Here is a 16,032-nt window from a genome sequence, read left to right on the forward strand (position 1 = left end):
CACCCGCGACGGTCAGAACTGCAGCCCGGGCAGCTCGGTGGACTCCGGCGGGGCGGGAGCGGCCGGAGTGACACAGGTGAAGCCCAGGCGGGTCAGCGCCCTGGTCACCTCCCCCGCCGAGAAGTCCCGGCGGTCCTGCCGCGTGATCACCGCACCGACCTGCTTGACGGGGTAGGTGCGGCGTCCGATGACCACGCAGGGGCCGACGGCGGGCTCCGGCGAGATCCCCGCCATGAGCTGCTCCACCTCACTCTTGACGAAGTCGAAGGGGAAGTGGGCGATAACGCATCGCATGGTGCCTCAACAGGGTTGAAGGGAGGGACCGGCGCTTCCTGCCGGCTCCGGATCGATGCGGCCGCTCATGGCGTGAGCGGTCCGGACGGACGGATCATGCGGTCGCGCCGCCACGGGGCCCCCGGGACACGGGCGCCCGCCCGTGCGCGGACGCGGCGGTGCGACGCCCCCGGCCGCCGCCTCCCCGCCGACGGCGCGCGGCCGCGGTCCGCGGCGGGTTCTGCTGCGCTGCCGGGGCGGCGAGGGTGACGGGAATGCCCGAGGGAGCCTGGGCGCCGGTGATACGGCTGAGTTCGGCCTCGCCGGAGCGCACCTTGGCGGTGCGCGGGGTGATCCCGGCGTCGGCCATCAGCCGGTCCATCTCGCGGCGCTGGTGGGGCAGGACGAGGGTGACGACGCTGCCCGACTCACCGGCGCGGGCGGTGCGCCCGCCGCGGTGCAGATAGTCCTTGTGGTCGGTGGGCGGGTCCACGTTCACGACCAGATCGAGGTCGTCGACGTGGATCCCGCGGGCCGCCACGTTGGTGGCGATCAGGGCCGTGACATGGCCCTCCTTGAACTGGGCCAGGGTGCGGGTGCGCTGCGGCTGGGACTTCCCGCCGTGCAGCGCGGCGGCCCGCACCCCGCTCTTCAGCAGGTGCCGGGTGAGCCGGTCCACCGCGTGCTTGGTGTCCAGGAACATGATGACGCGGCCGTCACGGGCGGCGATCTCGGTCGTCGTGGCGTGCTTGTCGGCGTCGTGGACGTGCAGGAGGTGGTGCTCCATCGTGGTCACCGCCCCCGCGGAGGGGTCGACCGAGTGCACGACCGGGTCGTGCAGGTAGCGGCGCACCAGGGCGTCGACATTGCGGTCCAGGGTGGCCGAGAAGAGCAGCCGCTGGCCGTCGGCGGGCATCAGGTCGATCAGCGCCGTGATCTGCGGCATGAAGCCCATGTCGGTCATCTGGTCGGCCTCGTCCAGCACGGTGACGGTGACCCGGTCCAGCCGGCAGTCACCCCGCGCGATGAGGTCCCGCAGCCGCCCGGGGGTGGCCACCACGACCTCCGCGCCGTCCCGCAGGGCACCGGCCTGGCGGCCGATCGACATGCCGCCGACCACCGTGGCCAGCCGCAGCGCCAGGGCGCGGGCGTAGGGGGTGAGCGCGTCCGTCACCTGCTGGGCGAGTTCCCGGGTGGGGACGAGCACGACGGCCAGCGGCCGGCGGGTCTCCGCGCGCTGTCCGGCGAGGCGGGCGAGCAGCGCGAGGCCGAAGGCCAGGGTCTTGCCGGAGCCGGTGCGGCCGCGGCCCAGGACGTCCCGGCCGGCCAGCGAGTTCGGCAGCGTCGCGGCCTGGATCGGGAACGGCACGGTCACGCCCTCGGCGGCGAGCGCCGCGAGCAGCGGCTTGGGCATGTCCAGCTCGTCGAACGCGGCGACGGCCGGCAGCGAGGGGGTCAGGGACGTCGGGACGCTGTACTCGCCCTGGGGCCCACCGGAGCGGCCTTTTCGGCCACCCGAGGGGCGGGAATTCTTCGCGCGGTTCGGAGCCTTGGCGCGATTGGGTGTCTTGGAACGGTCCCGGCTGGTGGGGTTGCCCTGGCCCGTTCGGGTGGTGCGGCCGTTCGTACGTGCTGTGCGGTTCATGTGAACCTTCCTCGGTCAAGAGCGACACGTACGAGGAATCCTCGGCCCTGCGGACCACACGGAGAATCGCCAGAACGAGTCGAACAAGATATGAAACAGGTCCGGCTGCGAACGAGGTTTTCGAGGTATGCGCGCCGGAAATTCTCGGCATTCTGCGCGGCGGGCCGTCCGAGGACATCGGACGACCGGATTCGAAAACGGAACTCGAACGGCAGGACTCGAAAGCCGCGGCGACGGCCGGTCATCACCGGCTGCGCCGTCCCGCGGCGGCCGCCCCCGTCATCCGTGCCCCGGACGGCACGAGCCATCGGGCGGCACGGCTGCGTGGGCCGCGAAATGACAAGCGCTGGGGCCCGCACCCAAGGCGCGGGCCCCAGCGTTGCACGCTTCAGCGTCAGGCGGGAACGATGTTCTCCGCCTGGGGGCCCTTCTGGCCCTGGGTCACGTCGAAGCTCACCTTCTGGCCCTCCTGCAGCTCACGGAAGCCCTGGGCGGCGATGTTCGAGTAGTGGGCGAACACGTCAGCGCCGCCACCGTCCTGCTCGATGAAGCCGAAGCCCTTTTCCGAGTTGAACCACTTCACGGTGCCAGTAGCCATATCTTATTTCTCCATTCGGGGAATTCTTTGGACCCGCACTGCGCGAGCCTCGCGTCGCCGCGATGATTCTCCCATCCGGAAAAATTCCGGCTACACAAAACGCTCCCACCGACTGGAAGCCGGCCGAAGCGTTGAAGATTTCGGGAACCACAACTGCAACTGATATCGACAGTAGCACGGCTCATACAACACCGCACAGAGGATTCCCGGCCGACCGGCCCCGGGCCCGGAACCGGTGCCCACGCATCCGTAATTTCTCCGCTCGCGACATGAGATATTCATCGCCATTCCACGCCGATTCCATGTGCGCCGCCCCACCGGACCGGGCCCCGACGGCCGAAATCTACAGCGGCCGCAATAGACATTCTTCACCGCCAGCGGATAGGCTCGGTCGCGCAGCGCGCAGCCGTCCGGCAGGGCGGCCACGCACTGCGAGCACTGCCTGGCAGCAGGGCCACGGAGTGCGCCCCCGATCCGGACGCGGTTCCCGGGCGGACAGGCGGAGACCGACCCCGGTGGGGCCTTGGGTGCACACGGACCCGGGCCCCTGGATGCCCAGGACGAAGGGTGCGTATGGCTCCGGAACCCCGGCCGAACGCCGCCGGCCATCTCGACGACGACGACTACCCCGCCTACACGATGGGCCGCGCCGCGGAGCTGATCGGCTCCACGCCCGCCTTCCTGCGGTCCCTGGGCGAAGCCCGCCTCATCACCCCGCTGCGGTCCGGCGGCGGCCACCGCCGCTACTCCCGCTACCAGCTGCGCATCGCCGCCCGCGCCCGCGAACTCGTCGACCAGGGCACACCGATCGACGCGGCCTGCCGCATCATCATCCTCGAAGACCAGCTCGAAGAGGCCCTGCGCCTCAACGACGAGCTGCGCCGCCACGAGGGCCGACCGGACCGGCACACCGGGTCCTGACCGACGGCCTCGCCGGTGGCCTCATAGATGGCCTCACCGGCGGCCGGAGCCTGGCGCCCGGATCCTGACGGCCAGGTCCTGACGGCCGGATCGTGGCGGCGGTGATCCGGGAGCGTTTCCCGCGGCCTTGATTCCCGAGATCTCGGAGATTGCCGAGATCCGGAGATTCCCGACGAGGCGATTCCGAGGGCCGCGATTTCGATGGCGCGGCGTACGGCCGGGCCGCACTTCTCCACCCCGCCGTCACTTCACCGCATCACTACCCGGCTGCCACTTCGCTCTCCCCGGCCTCCCCGGCGGTGAATTCGGGCTTTCCCACCACCCTCGCCCCCCACCGAATATGACGGTTCCTCAAAACCCGCACCCCGTAAGCGTTTCCGGTGGCCATGGCAGGTTTCGGCGCGGCGGGGCCGGGAAGATCAAGAAGCGTTCGACGGCGGCTGTGGCGGACCCCTCCCCTGCCGGCGGGCGGGCCGCGCCCCGGGGCACGGGCGGCCCGGCGCGGCCGCCCCGGGCACGGACACCCGGCGCCCACGGAGCGAATTCTCCCCTATCGGGCCGGGTATCCGGGAAGTGAATTGCCGCCCCGTATAAGGCGGATCGGCGGGCGTCGTCAATTTCCTTGGCGCATCCCGGTATTCGTGCGGACATGTCCGGAGCGGAAATACCGGTGGGTAAGAAATCTGCACGGAAGCGTTACAAGCTCTACGCGTTGCCTTCCGTATGTGCCGTTAGCGTTGCTGGCCGCTCGATCCCGCGTGCGAACGTGAAAAAACGTCGCCGGCGTCCCTGGCGGCGCAGCCAGCACAGAAAGATCGCAGATGGATTACTGCTCGTCGTGCCGTCGGAATCTCAATGGGGCGCTGGTGTGCCCGGGATGCGGTGATTACGCCCCCGACATCGCCCCGCCGTCCTACCGCCGCCGCGCCTCCCAGGCGAACCCCGTGTCCCAGGCGAGCGCGGATGCCGCCGACTCCTCGTGGGAGGCCTGGCCCGCGCGGGAGGATCTCGCCGCGGGGGCTTTCCCCGGCGCTCCGTACCCCGCCACCGCACCCGTCGACGACGCCGTGGCCAGTGCGGCGGAGACCGGCGGTGGCGGTACGGGCGACGGTGCGGCCGGCGGCTACGAGGGTGCCGCCCCCGACGGACTCGGCCGGGCGGCCCGGCGACGGCAGTTGGCGCGGTGGAAGAAGTACCGCCGGCGGGCCGCGGCCGCCACGGCGCTCGCCCTGGTGGGCGGCGGTCTGACCGCGAGCCTCCTGCAGAACAAGCCCGCCACCGGTCACACGCAGGCGGCCGGGTCCCCCCACCCGGAGGGCGTGGGCACGCCCCGGACGGTGAACACCGGTGCGTCCTCGAAGGAGCCGGACGGCCATCCTTCGCGGCAGCACGACAACCGCCCCTCCAGGGCGGCCGGCCGGCAGCACTCCGCCGCGCCGAGCACGCCGCCTCCGGCCCCGGCGAGCCCGCGGCCGACCGCCACCCACACCGCGCCCCGCCACTCCGCGTCGGCACCGCACGCGGCACCGCATGTCACCTCCGCGCCGGCCACGGCACACGACGACCACCGCGCCACGACAGCCCCGAGCGTCACACCGTCGCCGTCCACCACCCGGCCCGGCACCGGCAACCCGCCCGCCACGAGCACCTCCCCGTCGCGCCCGGCCCCGACCGCACCGACGGCCGATCCGACCTCACCGGTGTGCCTCCTGGGCGTGGTGTGCGTGGGCTGACGCCCCCGCGGGCGCACCCGCCGCGCCCCGCGGCCCCGTTCAGCGGACCGCGCCACCCGCCCCCTCGCGGGCGCGGCGGCGGCCGGCGGGTGCGGTCGCGGGGGACTGCGGGGCGCCGTACGGCGGGCGGGTGCGGGACTTGAGGACCTGGGCGCCGATGGCGAGGGGGACGCTCAGCAGCAGGACGTAGAAGACGCCGATCTTGCGCAGGTCGTCGAGGAAGAACCAGACCGCGGTCAGCGCGGTGAACCAGAAGGCCACCAGCGCGAATCCGCCCGCTCGCTCGTCCCGGTAGCCGGCGATCAGGCACACCGCTGCCACCACACCCAGCAGCAGCGCGAGGATGACGTAGTGGGTGTCCCAGCCGATGTAGCCGCGGGCGAGCCCCGAGAGCACCGCCACGGCCTCCGCCACCGGGCCCCAGGCCACCGCGCACGCGAGCCGCGCCGACCACAGCAGCAGCACCGCCCCCGCCGCCGCGGCGAGCAGGGCGACCCGGGAGAACGCGCTGCCCTCGATCACGTCCGACCGGGAGATCACCAGCGACAGCAGACAGCCCAGCAGCGCGACCGCCCCCTCGGCCGTCGGGCGGAACACCACCCGGGCCGGCCGCCGTCGCGCGGGCCGCGGCGCCTCGTCCCGGGGCGCGGAGGCGGCGAGCACCGCGTCGACCGGCACGGCGGCGGCGCCGGGCGTCGGCAGGGCGGCGGCCCGGGGGTCGAGGGCAGTGGGTGTCGGGGCGGGCGGCGGTGGGGCGATCCGGGCCGCCGCGGTCAGCGCCGTACGCATCGCGGCGGCATCGGCGAAACGGTTCTTCGGGTCCTTGTGCAGGGCCTGCGCGATCACCGCGTCGAGGGCCGGCGGCAGGTCCGGGCGGAGTCGGGAGGGCGGCACCGGATCCGCCGTCAGATGCTGGTGCATGACGGAGAACGGGGAGTCGCCGGTGTACGGGGGCCGCCCGGTCAGCAGCTCGTACAGCAGACAGCCCACGGCGTAGAGGTCCGTGCGGTGGTCGGTGTCGCCGCCCTTGATCTGCTCGGGGGCCAGATAGGCGGGGGTGCCGACCGCCACCCCCGTGCCGGTCAGCCGGGTGGCCACCTCGCTGAGGGCCTTGGCGATACCGAAGTCGACGACCTTGATCCGGCCCGTGCCGGCGAGCATGACGTTCGCGGGCTTGATGTCCCGGTGCACGATGGCGTGCCGGTGGCTGTGCTCCAGCGCCTCCAGCACCTGCCCCACCACGTCGGCGGCCCGGTCCGGCGCCAGCGCCCCGCCCTTGAGGACGTGGCTGAGGGTGGTGCCCTCCACGTACTCCATGACGAGATAGGGCTCGGCGACGCCGCCGGAGGCGTCCTCGCCCACGTCGTGCACGGTGGCGACGCCGGGGTGGTTGAGCGCGGCGGCGGCATGCGCCTCGCGCTGGAAGCGGGAGAGGAACTCGGGCTGCAGCGCCAGTTCGGCGGAGAGCGTCTTGACGGCGACGGTGCGGCGCAACCGGTGGTCCAGGGCCCGGTGAACCGTCCCCATCCCGCCGTGCCCGAGCTGCTCCACCAGCTCATAGCGCTGCCCCAATATCCTGTTCTCCACCGGGTTTCCTCCACGGACCGTCGACGCCGACACGCCGGAAGACGCCCCTGAGTCCGGGCGGGTTCCGCCGGGGGGAGGGGCGCCGATTCCGGTCCGCGCACGGTACGTCGGCTACCTCTCCGTGTCCGACGCCGGGTGGAGCCGGTACCGGCCGGTCGTCGGCCACGCCGTCGCCGGCGGCCGTCCGCCCCCGTCACCGCCGGTCCGCGCGCACAGCGCGACGAGGGTGAGCACCGCGCAGACGGGATAGCACCAGCCGAGCGCGGCGAGGTACCAGGGGCGGCCGAACACCGCGATGTCCGGCTGGGCCAACTCCAGCCAGTGGATGGGATACCCGGCGAGGACGACGCACCAGGCGAGCAGCGCCACGGTCCGCGGGCGGGTCCGGCGCGGGGTGTACGCCAGCCACAGCACCGCCGCGAGGGCCCAGACCCAGTGATGGCACCAGGAGACCGGGCACAGCAGCAGGCCGGTGAACTGGACGGCGACCAGGGCGCCGAGCCGGTCGCCGCGGCGGGCCGTGCGCACCATCGCCGCCAGCCCGGCCGACGCCACCGGGACGGCCACCGCCCACCAGGCCGCGGACCAGCCCACGTCATGGCCGAGGGTGCGCGACAGGGCCCCGCGCAGCGACTGGTTCAGCACCGAGCCGACCGGCCCGACCCGGCCGGCCTCGCCGACCGCGTGAAGCCAGAACTCGGCGGCGGCGCGCGGGGCCGCCCACCAGCCGGCCGCGACCGTGGCGAGGAACACCGCGGCCGTCCAGCCCGCCGCCGCCCAGCGCCGGTGCGCCAGGAAGTACAGGCCGGTGACCGCGGGGACCAGCTTGACGCCCGCGGCGAGGCCGACGCCGAGCCCCGCCGCCGCGGCCCGCCGCCGGACGGCGTGCCCGACCAGCGCCGCCAGCAGCAGGTTGATCTGCCCGAACGCGCAGGTGACGGCGGCCGGTTCGGTCCACAGCAGGGCGGCGCTCCACAGCAGCACCCGGCGCCGGTGCAGGGCGTGCGGCGCGGCCGGGTCGGCCAGCCGCAGACAGCAGTGGACCAGCACGCACAGCGCACCCACCGAGGCCGCGGTCCACACCCCGCTCACCACCGGCCAGGCGACGGGCCCGAGGGGGAGGAAGAGCAGGGCGGCGAAGGGCGGATAGGTGAACGGCAGCGGGAACATGTGCGGGCCGGGCAGGCGCAGGCGGAAGGCGTAGAGATCGCCGGTGGCCAGATGCGGGGCCGCGGCCCGGTAGACCCGCAGATCGATCAGGCCGGTCCGCAGGCACGCCGGGATCCACACCAGCAACAGCAGCGCCGTGGCCGACAGCAGCAGCACCGGACCGGGGCGGCGGGCGAACAGCCCGCGCAGCGCGTGGGCGCGGCGCCGGCCCGATGTTGCGCGCACCCCGCCCGCCCCGCCCGGAGGGAGGCGGACCGCGCGGCTCACGCGCCGCGGCCCGTCCGCCGGCCGTGCTCCGCGGGGCGGCGCGGCGCGCGGTGGTCCGCCGCCCCGGCCGCCTCGTAGACACTGACCGCGAACGGGCGGCAGCCGCCCCGCTCCACGTGCTCGGCGATAAGGCGAAAGCCCGCTTCGGCCTCGATGTACGCACAGAATCTGCGGGCCTCCGGCCAGGGGTGCACCAGGACCAGCAGCCCGCCGGGCGCCACGGCCGCGGTCAGATGGGCGCAGGCCCGCCGCAGTTGCCGGGCCCGCCCGAGGTAGTAGAGCAGCTCGGCGCAGAAGACGAGGTCGAAGCGGCCTTCCGGCGGGGTGGTGACGATGTTCAGCCGCACGAACCGGGGGGCCGGGCCGGCGGCGCGGGCCCGGGCGAGGGCGCGCTCCGAGATGTCCGCACCGGTGATGTCGGCCTCCGGGTGGGCCGCCGCGAGGCGATGGGTGAAGGTGCCCTCGCTGCACCCCACGTCCAGGATCCGCCGGTAGCGCCGCGCGGGCAGCTGCCGCAGCGTCGTCGCGTACTTGAACTGCTCGTAGTCGTCCACGGCCAGCCCCCAGGGGTCCGGCCGCCGGTGCCACCAGTCGAAGTACCGGTGCAGCAGCCGCTCCTGGCCTCGTACACCGAGGAGGGACAGCACGGCGAAGAGCGTGCGGTGGCAGCGGTCGAGGACCGAGTGCATGGATACCTTCCGGCGGTTGCGGTGGCCGCTGTCCTCGGTGGCCGCCGTGCGGAGGGGCGGCGCGGTGCGTCAGCGGGTGACGTCGTCGTAGGCGTGCGCGAAAGCGTCGGTGACCACCGGCCAGGTGCAGTGCACCGGTTCGGTCTCCCAGTTGTGGGCCGCCAGGCTGCGCCGCGCCCCCGGGGTGCGGGCCAGCCAGAGCACCTCGTCGGCGAGGGCGAAGGCCGAGTGGCCGCACAGCGCGCCCTCCCGGTTGTGCCGGACGAAGTCGGCGACACCGGTGTGCACCCGGGCCAGCACCGGCAGCCCGCTGGTGCGCGCCTCCAGCGCCGCGATCCCGAAGGACTCCCGGCAGGACGCGTTGACGAACAGGTCCGCCTCGGACAGCAGCTCCCGGACCTCCCGGGGCTGCAGGCGGCCCACCAGGCGGATCCAGCTGTCCATCCCGTTGCGGCGCAGATAGCGCTGTATCGGCCGCAGGCTCGGGCCGGCGCCGGCGAAGGTGGCGCGCAGCGCGGTGCCCTGACGGGACATCCGGGTGTGGGCGGAGTGCAGCGCCGCCAGCAGCTCCATGGGTTCCTTGCGCGGGACCAGCCGGCCGACGGCGACCACGTGCACCCGGCCGTCCTGCCGTTCCGCCGCGGACCGGGTGCGCCACCAGGCGGCGTCGATCCCGTTGGGGATGACCCGCGGGGCCAGGTCCGGAAGCGCCTGGCGGACCAGCCGGGCGGCCGACCGGCTCACCGTCGTCACGGCCACCGGAGCGGCGGGACCGTGTCCGGTGCGGCTCAGCAGGCGGTACATGGCCCGTACGACCGGGTCCCACATGCTGTGGATGGTGGCCACGGCCGGGATGCCGCGCCGCCGCGCGCAGGCCAGCGCCGCCCACGCGAACGGGGAGGCCGCGCCCAGGTGCACATGCACCACCCGCGGGTGACGCGTCGTCAACAGCCGGTCGATCGCCTGTCCCGCCCTGGGGTGAACGGGCAGCTGCCCGGGCACCCGCGCGGTGAGCCGGTGCACGGGAAACGGCCATGGCGTCTCCGGTGCTCCCGGGGCGGCGGGCGTGGCGGTGGCGACCTCGGTGGCCTGACCCGCCCGGTGCTGCGCGGCGGCCAGGGCGGCGACCTGGATCTCGATACCTCCTGTCCGCGGCGCGAAGCAGTCTGAAATGTGAAGGATCATGGCTGCACTTCCGAAATCTGGCGTGAAGTCCACCAGTATGGGGTGGTACATCATGCTTCGTGCGACATACGTGTTTGTTCTTCCACGCCCACCCGGACGACGAGGCACTGCTGACCGCCGGCACCATGGCGGCCCTGGCCCGGCAGGGACACCGCGTGGTGCTGGTCCTGGCCACGGCGGGCGAGCGCGGACTGACCTCCGACGCCCTGCGCGGCGACGGCCTCGGCGGGGTGCGCCGCGCGGAGGCCCACGCCTCCGCCCGGATCCTGGGGTGCGCGCGGGTCGCCTTCCTCGGCTACGCCGATTCCGGACACACCGGCGCCCCGGCCGCACCCGCCCCCGGCGGCCCGCAGCCGTTCGCCTCGGCGGACGTCGCCGAGGCGGCCGGCCGGCTGGCCGAGCTCCTGGCCGAGGAGCGCGCCGACCTGCTGACCGTCTACGACCCGGCCGGCGGCTACGGCCATCCCGACCACGTCCAGGTGCACCGCGTCGGCTACCGCGCGGCCCACCTCGCGGGCACCCCGGTGGTGCTGGAGGCCACCGTCGACCGGACGCTGCTGCTGCGCGGGCTGCGGGCGGCCTCCTGGGTGCACCGCTTCCCGCCGGAGTTCGACCGGGACTCCTTCCGCACGGCCTACGGGGCGCGCTCCGAGATCACTCACCGGGTGCCGGTCAAGCGGCACTGGCGGGCCAAGCGCGCCAGCCTCGCCGCGCACCTCAGCCAGGCGCGGGGCGGGGACTCCGAACGCACCCTGGCCGCCCTGGGCCGGCTGCCCGGTCCGGCCTTCCGCCAGGTGCTGGGCACCGAGTGGTACATCCAGCGCGGGCTGCCCGCCGGGCCGGTCCTGCGGGATCCGCTGGCCACCCTGGCGGGCACGGCGGCGACGGCAGCGCGCCGATGACGCACCGCGCCCGGCGGCTGCCGGCGTGCGCCGGGCGGCTGCTGGGCGTGCTCTCCTCCGCCACCGGACTGGTGCTGCTGGCGCTGGCCGTGCCGAAGGCGGCGGGCACCGACTGGTCCGCCGTCCGGGACCGGCTCGCCCATCTCGGCGGCGCGCAGCTGGCGCTGATGTGCGCCGCGGCGGCGGCCGCGCTGTGGACCTACACCTACGTCCTGACCGCCGCCCTGCCGGGTCTGACGCGGCGTCAGGCACTGCTGGTGCACTGCACCGGCAGCGCGGTCAGCAATCTGCTGCCGCTCGGCGGCGGTGCCGGGGTGGCGGTCACCTACGCGATGACGCGCCGCTGGGGGCATCCGCCGGGCGCGGTCGCGGTGTGCGTGGCGCTCACCGGGGTGTGCAACGTCGCCGCCCGGCTGTTCCTGTCGGCGGTGGGCGCCCTGCTGCTGGCCCGGACGGCGGTGCCCGGCATCGGCTGGGCGGCGGCGGCCGGCGCGGTGGTCCTGGTCCTGCCCGCGGCGTACGCCGCCGTCCGCCCGGTCGTCCGCCGCCACCGCGCGCACCGGGCCCGCCGGACTCACGCACCGGCCGGGGCGCCGCGGCGCCGGATCACCGCGGGCGCCCGGCGGCTGGCCGCGGGGGTGCGCACCGGCCGGGACGTACTGCGCCGCTCGTGGCCGCAGTTGGCGTGCGCGATGACCGCCACGCTCGCGGCCCAGGGTGCGCTGTTCCTGGTGTGCCTGCAGGCGGCGGGGGCCCGTACGGGGTGGGGGGACGCGCTCGCGGTGTTCGCCGCCAGCCGGCTGCTCACCCAGATCGCGGTGACCCCGGGCGGCATCGGCGTCACCGAGAGCGCCGCCGCCGTCGCCCTCGTCGCCCTCGGCGGGGCCCCCGCCGCCGTGGCCGCGGCGCTGCTGCTCTTCGCCGCGTTCACGCATCTGCTGGAGATCCCCCTGGGCGCGCTCACCGGGGCGCTCTGGCTGCTGCACCCGGGAGCACGACGGCCGACACCGGCTCCGGCCGCGCCCTAGGGACCGTGTGCGAAGCCCCTAGGGGTGGGGTGCGGACCGCCCCGGGGTCGCGGTGGCCCGGTCGGGTGCCGGGCCGGACACCGCCGGCCCGGAGCGTCCCCCCGCCCCGCGCCGCCACAGCGTCACCGCGCCCAGCACGGCCAGCGCCGAGGCCGCCCCGGCCGCCGCCGCGCAGCCGCTCGCCCAGCTCGGCCCCTGCCCCGAGGGCATCACCACCAGCGTCAGCGCCACCACCGCGGCCTTCGCGCCGGTCCGCGCCAGCGGCCGCCAGTCGGCCGCCGCCAGCGGCACCACCGCCCACAGCGCGTACCAGGGCTGCGCCACCGGCGCGGCGGCCACCAGCGCCAGCAGCCCCGCCCCGGTGGCCCGTTCGGCGCCGGTCCGCGGGGCGCGCCGCACGCAGTGGCCCACCGCGGCCAGTCCCACCGCGAGCCCGGCCAGCCGCGCGGCCGTCATCGCCCCGTCCGCCGAGCCCCACCCCAGCCCCTCGGCGAGCCACCCCAGCAGATGGCCGGCGTCGGTGCTCAGGGACAGCAGCGTGTGCACCTCGGCGGGATTCCGCAGCGTCCACAGCCAGCCCCACCCCTGGCCGCACGCCGCCACCCCCGCCACCAGCGCGGCGCCGAACACCCCGGCGAGCCGCGCCGCCTGCCGCCACCGCTCCCGCCGGCCCGACCGCCCGGCCACGCTCACCGCGGCCGCGCACAGCAGCGCCACCACGGCGGGCGCCTTCACCAGTACCGCCGCGGTCAGCACGACGGTCCCCAGACACCAGCGCCCGCGGCGGAACGCCACCAGCCCGGCCGACACCAGCCCGAGCAGCAGCGCGTCGTTGTGCGCCCCGCCCACCAGGTGCAGCAGCACCAGCGGGCTGAGCGCCCCGGCCCACAGCGCGCCGGCCGCCCCCGGGCCCGCGCTGCCCGCCAGCCGCCCCAGCGACCACACCAGCAGGCCCACCCCGGCCAGCGCCACCAGCCGCAGCCCCAGCACCGCGGCCACCACGTGCCCTTCCCCGGTGAGTGCCACCACGGCGCGGGCCACGGCGACGGACAGCGGTCCGTAGGGGGCCGGCGCGTCGTGCCACATCCCCGGGACGTTGGCCGCGAGCGGGCCGCCCAGCGCCGCCGGACCCAGCGCGTACACATCCAGGCCGCGGCCCGCCAACGCGCCCTGGGCGAGATAGCTGTAGGCGTCGCTGCTGCCCAGCAGCGGCCCCGGCACCAGCGGCAGCGCCCAGCACCACAGCGCCGTCCGCACCTGCCGCCGCCCGACGGCCGCCCCGCACGCGAGGTGCCCGCCCAGCCGCCACCACGCGGTGAGCAGCAGCACCAGCCCCGCATAGCAGAGCGCCACGCACACCGAGGTGAACGGCTCCCCGCGCCGCCCCCACACCCCGTCCGCGACCCCCGGCGGCAGCGCTCCGGCCGCCCAGGACCCGGCCCCCAGCAGCACCGACCCCGACGTGCCCAGGAGCACGGCTCCCCGAACGGTGCTCCCTGTCGCGCTCATCCCGGCCAACCTAGACGCGGACCGGGCCCCGACGGCGCACACGGCCCCGCAAGTCGCCCGTCCGTGGGCGGGCGGGGCCGCGGCGGCACGGCGGACGGCCCGTCAGCGCCGCGGCGGCGCGGTTCAGTCGGCGCAGTAGGTGTCTTGCTGCGGGCGCCGCCCCGTCGTCAGGAACGCGGTCACCGTGCGGTCCCCGCAGGCGTTGCCGTTGCCCAGGTAGGCGCCGTGCCCGCCGTGGCCGAGGGTGACCAGAACGGCCCGGCCGCCGAGCGCCTGACGCATCTTCAGCGCACCGGCGTACGGGGTGTTGGGGTCCCGGCGGTTCTGGATCATCAGGATGTCGGCGGGGCCGTCCCCGGTGATCCGGGTGGGCTCGTCGGCCGGCGCGTCCTTCCAGAAGGCGCAGGCCGAGACGTTCACCGGCATCCCGCCGGTGAGCGGATGCCGGACCCGGTCGGCGGCCACCGCGCGCCGGTAGGCGGGCAGCGACGCCGGCCAGCGCACGTCGTTGCAGACGGTCGCCATCGTGACGGCCGCGTCCTCGTCGGGCAGCGGCCCGGCGACGGCGGCGGGCAGCACCGGCTCGGCGGCCGGATCGCCGGCGGCCCGCACGAGCCGGGCCAGCTCCTCGAAGAGGTCGTCGCCGACCAGGGCGTTCTGCATCGCCTGCCGCAGCCGGTTGCCGGTCAGCGGGACGCCCGGGGTGGTGGACGGCTTCGGCGCGCGGTCCAGCTTCGCCGCCAGCGCGAGGAACAGCGGCCGGACGTCCGCGGCGCGCCGGGCCAGCCGCAGTTCCCCGCGGGCCGGGTCCGCCGCCCAGGCAGCGAAGTCCGGGAACCGGTCGTCCGCGCCGACCGCCGTGTTCGCCAGCCACCCCCACTCCACCCGGGACGGATCGGGGTCGCCGGTGCTGTCCAGCACCCAGCGGTCGGTGTGCCGCGGGTACTTCTGCGCGTACACCGCCGCGACATAGGACCCGTACGAGACGCCCCAGGCCGACAGCTTCTCCTCGCCCAGGGCCCGGCGGAGGCGGTCGATGTCGCGCACCTCGTTCGCCGTGGTCATGCTGCGCACCACCGCCCCGCCGTTCCGGTGGCACGCCTCGGCGATCCGCCGGGAGCGGGCGGTGTTCTCCGCGATGTCGCCGTCCGGGCCCGGCCAGGACCGCAGGGTGACCAGGTGCCGGTCCTCCGGGGCGAGCCCGCAGCCCGCCCGCGAACTGCCGCCCACCCCGCGCGGATCGAAGCTGACCAGGTCGTACGCCCCCGCCGTCGCCCGGCTCAGCGCCGCACCCTTCGCCGTCATCCGGCTCAGCCCGGAGCCGCCCGGCCCGCCGGGGATGACCAGCAGCGTGCCCCGGCGCGCCGCGGGCCGCTCGCTGCGCACCCGGGTCACGGCGAGGCCGAGCCGCGGGCCGCCGGGGTCGCGGTAGTCGAGCGGGACGGGCAGGGTGGCGCACTCCTTGCCGGGCGGGTCCTGGGGGCCGGCGCACGGCCGCCACGTGAGCGCGGGGGTGCGGACGCCGGCCGCGCCGGCCGGCTGTGCGGTGATCACCGTGGCGGCGAGGACCGCGAGACAGAGCGCGGAAGCCCGCGCCCCGGAGGCGTAAGTCGTCATGGGGCAAGAGTGGTTGAGCGATCCGCGGCCGCCCATCCGGCAACCCTCAGTACCCGCAGGGGGGTTGACCCGAGCGGGCGGTCCGGACGGTGCCGCTCCGGGCTACTCGCCGATGCCGATCAGGGCCAGCGTGATGTTGTCGGGGCCGCCCGCCTCGATGGCGGACCTCCACAGTTCGAAGGCGGCCCGGCCGCCGCTGTGCTGCCGCAGCAGGTCGGCGATCTCGTCCCGGGGGACGTGGTCGGTCAGGCCGTCGGTGCACACCAGGTAGCGGGCGCCCGCGGCGAGCGGGGCGGTCGTGAAGTGCGGGGCGACCGGGGTGAACTCCCGTGCCCCGCCGAGCGCCTGGGTCACGAGGGAGGTGGTGGTCCGGCCCGGTGCGAGGGCCGGGCTGTCGTCCACGCTCACCTGCCGCAGGCCGTCCCCGGTCGCGTCCAGCACCCGGCTGTCGCCGACGTTGAACACCAGCACCGACCCGTCCCGCACGACGGCGCCGGCCACCGTCGTGCCCATGGTGGACAGCTCCGGGTCGCGGTCCGCGGCCGCGTACACCGCGTGGTTGCAGAGGTTCAGGGCATCACGGACGGCCTCCTCGCCGTCCAGTGACGGGCCGAACGCCGCCAGTTGCCGCACGGTCAGCGCGCTGGCCACCTCCCCGGCCGGCTGCCCGCCGATGCCGTCGGCGACCGCGACGACCAGCGGGCCGCCGAGCGGGAACACCAGGGTCTGCGGGTTCTCGGTCACCGTGCCGCAGAGCGTCCAGGGGCCGGCCACCAGGCTGTCCTCGTTGTGCTCGCGGACCAGTCCGGTATGGCTCAGCGCGGTCACGGTGACGTACTGCATGCACGCACCCCCACTCGGTGCTCCACCACGGCGGGCCCGCGGCGTGCCGTGCCCCCATTGTCGCG

14 protein-coding genes are annotated in these 16,032 nt (G+C 75.3%); 4 read left to right on the forward strand and 10 right to left on the reverse strand.

Annotated elements, in window-relative coordinates:
* Window positions 1–12: 12 nt before the first annotated feature.
* The 3 genes from IEY78_RS06450 to IEY78_RS06460 form a co-directional block, all read right to left on the reverse strand.
* Window positions 13–294 carry an SCO5918 family protein gene (locus IEY78_RS06450; protein ID WP_189096607.1) on the reverse strand — a complete coding sequence of 94 codons (282 nt, stop codon included), beginning with the start codon at window positions 292–294 and terminating at the stop codon, window positions 13–15.
* Between the two features lie 94 nt (window positions 295–388).
* Window positions 389–1,918, reverse strand: a complete 1,530-nt coding sequence (locus tag IEY78_RS06455; protein ID WP_189096608.1) for a DEAD/DEAH box helicase — start codon at window positions 1,916–1,918, stop codon at window positions 389–391.
* A gap of 394 nt (window positions 1,919–2,312) precedes the next feature.
* The gene (locus tag IEY78_RS06460; protein ID WP_006604579.1) at window positions 2,313–2,516 is read right to left on the reverse strand and encodes a cold-shock protein; all 204 of its coding nucleotides are present in this window, start codon (window positions 2,514–2,516) and stop codon (window positions 2,313–2,315) included.
* A 573-nt stretch (window positions 2,517–3,089) separates the two neighbouring features.
* Here IEY78_RS06460 and IEY78_RS06465 point away from each other — a divergent pair.
* Window positions 3,090–3,437, forward strand: coding sequence for a MerR family transcriptional regulator (locus IEY78_RS06465; protein WP_189096609.1), 348 nt, complete (start codon window positions 3,090–3,092; stop codon window positions 3,435–3,437).
* An 821-nt stretch (window positions 3,438–4,258) separates the two neighbouring features.
* Complete coding sequence (locus tag IEY78_RS06470; protein WP_444544913.1) at window positions 4,259–5,170, forward strand: SCO2400 family protein; 912 nt, start codon at window positions 4,259–4,261, stop codon at window positions 5,168–5,170.
* 39 nt (window positions 5,171–5,209) lie between these two features.
* Here IEY78_RS06470 and IEY78_RS06475 read toward each other — a convergent pair whose 3' ends face one another.
* The 4 genes from IEY78_RS06475 to IEY78_RS06490 all read right to left on the reverse strand — a co-directional run bounded on the left by IEY78_RS06475 (window position 5,210) and on the right by IEY78_RS06490 (window position 10,068).
* Window positions 5,210–6,757 carry a protein kinase domain-containing protein gene (locus tag IEY78_RS06475; protein WP_189096611.1) on the reverse strand — a complete coding sequence of 516 codons (1,548 nt, stop codon included), beginning with the start codon at window positions 6,755–6,757 and terminating at the stop codon, window positions 5,210–5,212.
* 111 nt (window positions 6,758–6,868) lie between these two features.
* Entirely contained in the window at window positions 6,869–8,152 is a 1,284-nt protein-coding gene (locus tag IEY78_RS06480; RefSeq protein ID WP_189096612.1) for a glycosyltransferase 87 family protein, read from the reverse strand.
* Between the two features lie 38 nt (window positions 8,153–8,190).
* Window positions 8,191–8,883: a class I SAM-dependent methyltransferase gene (locus tag IEY78_RS06485; protein WP_189096613.1), complete on the reverse strand. Its 693-nt coding sequence runs from the start codon at window positions 8,881–8,883 to the stop codon at window positions 8,191–8,193.
* A gap of 69 nt (window positions 8,884–8,952) precedes the next feature.
* On the reverse strand, window positions 8,953–10,068 hold the full coding sequence (locus IEY78_RS06490) for a glycosyltransferase family 4 protein (protein ID WP_189096614.1): 1,116 nt from the start codon (window positions 10,066–10,068) through the stop codon (window positions 8,953–8,955).
* Window positions 10,069–10,127: 59 nt separating this feature from the next.
* On the opposite strand from IEY78_RS06490, the gene IEY78_RS06495 reads away from it, so the two are divergent.
* Both IEY78_RS06495 and IEY78_RS06500 read left to right on the forward strand, forming a co-directional pair.
* Window positions 10,128–10,970, forward strand: coding sequence for a PIG-L deacetylase family protein (locus IEY78_RS06495; protein WP_229699744.1), 843 nt, complete (start codon window positions 10,128–10,130; stop codon window positions 10,968–10,970).
* A complete protein-coding gene (locus IEY78_RS06500) occupies window positions 10,967–11,998 on the forward strand; it encodes a lysylphosphatidylglycerol synthase domain-containing protein (RefSeq protein ID WP_189096615.1) in 1,032 nt (343 codons plus the stop codon). Before IEY78_RS06495 ends, IEY78_RS06500 begins: the two co-directional genes overlap by 4 nt.
* An 18-nt stretch (window positions 11,999–12,016) precedes the next feature.
* Here IEY78_RS06500 and mptB read toward each other — a convergent pair whose 3' ends face one another.
* From mptB to IEY78_RS06515, 3 genes are all read right to left on the reverse strand, one after another.
* The gene (gene mptB / locus IEY78_RS06505) at window positions 12,017–13,507 is read right to left on the reverse strand and encodes a polyprenol phosphomannose-dependent alpha 1,6 mannosyltransferase MptB (protein WP_189096616.1); all 1,491 of its coding nucleotides are present in this window, start codon (window positions 13,505–13,507) and stop codon (window positions 12,017–12,019) included.
* A 123-nt stretch (window positions 13,508–13,630) separates the two neighbouring features.
* The gene (locus IEY78_RS06510; protein ID WP_189096617.1) at window positions 13,631–15,124 is read right to left on the reverse strand and encodes an alpha/beta hydrolase; all 1,494 of its coding nucleotides are present in this window, start codon (window positions 15,122–15,124) and stop codon (window positions 13,631–13,633) included.
* A 102-nt stretch (window positions 15,125–15,226) separates the two neighbouring features.
* Window positions 15,227–15,967: a PP2C family protein-serine/threonine phosphatase gene (locus IEY78_RS06515; protein WP_189096618.1), complete on the reverse strand. Its 741-nt coding sequence runs from the start codon at window positions 15,965–15,967 to the stop codon at window positions 15,227–15,229.
* Window positions 15,968–16,032: the final 65 nt, after the last annotated feature.

The sequence above is a fragment of the Streptomyces kronopolitis genome, assembly GCF_014646275.1.
Taxonomy (GTDB): Bacteria; Actinomycetota; Actinomycetes; order Streptomycetales; family Streptomycetaceae; genus Streptomyces; species Streptomyces kronopolitis.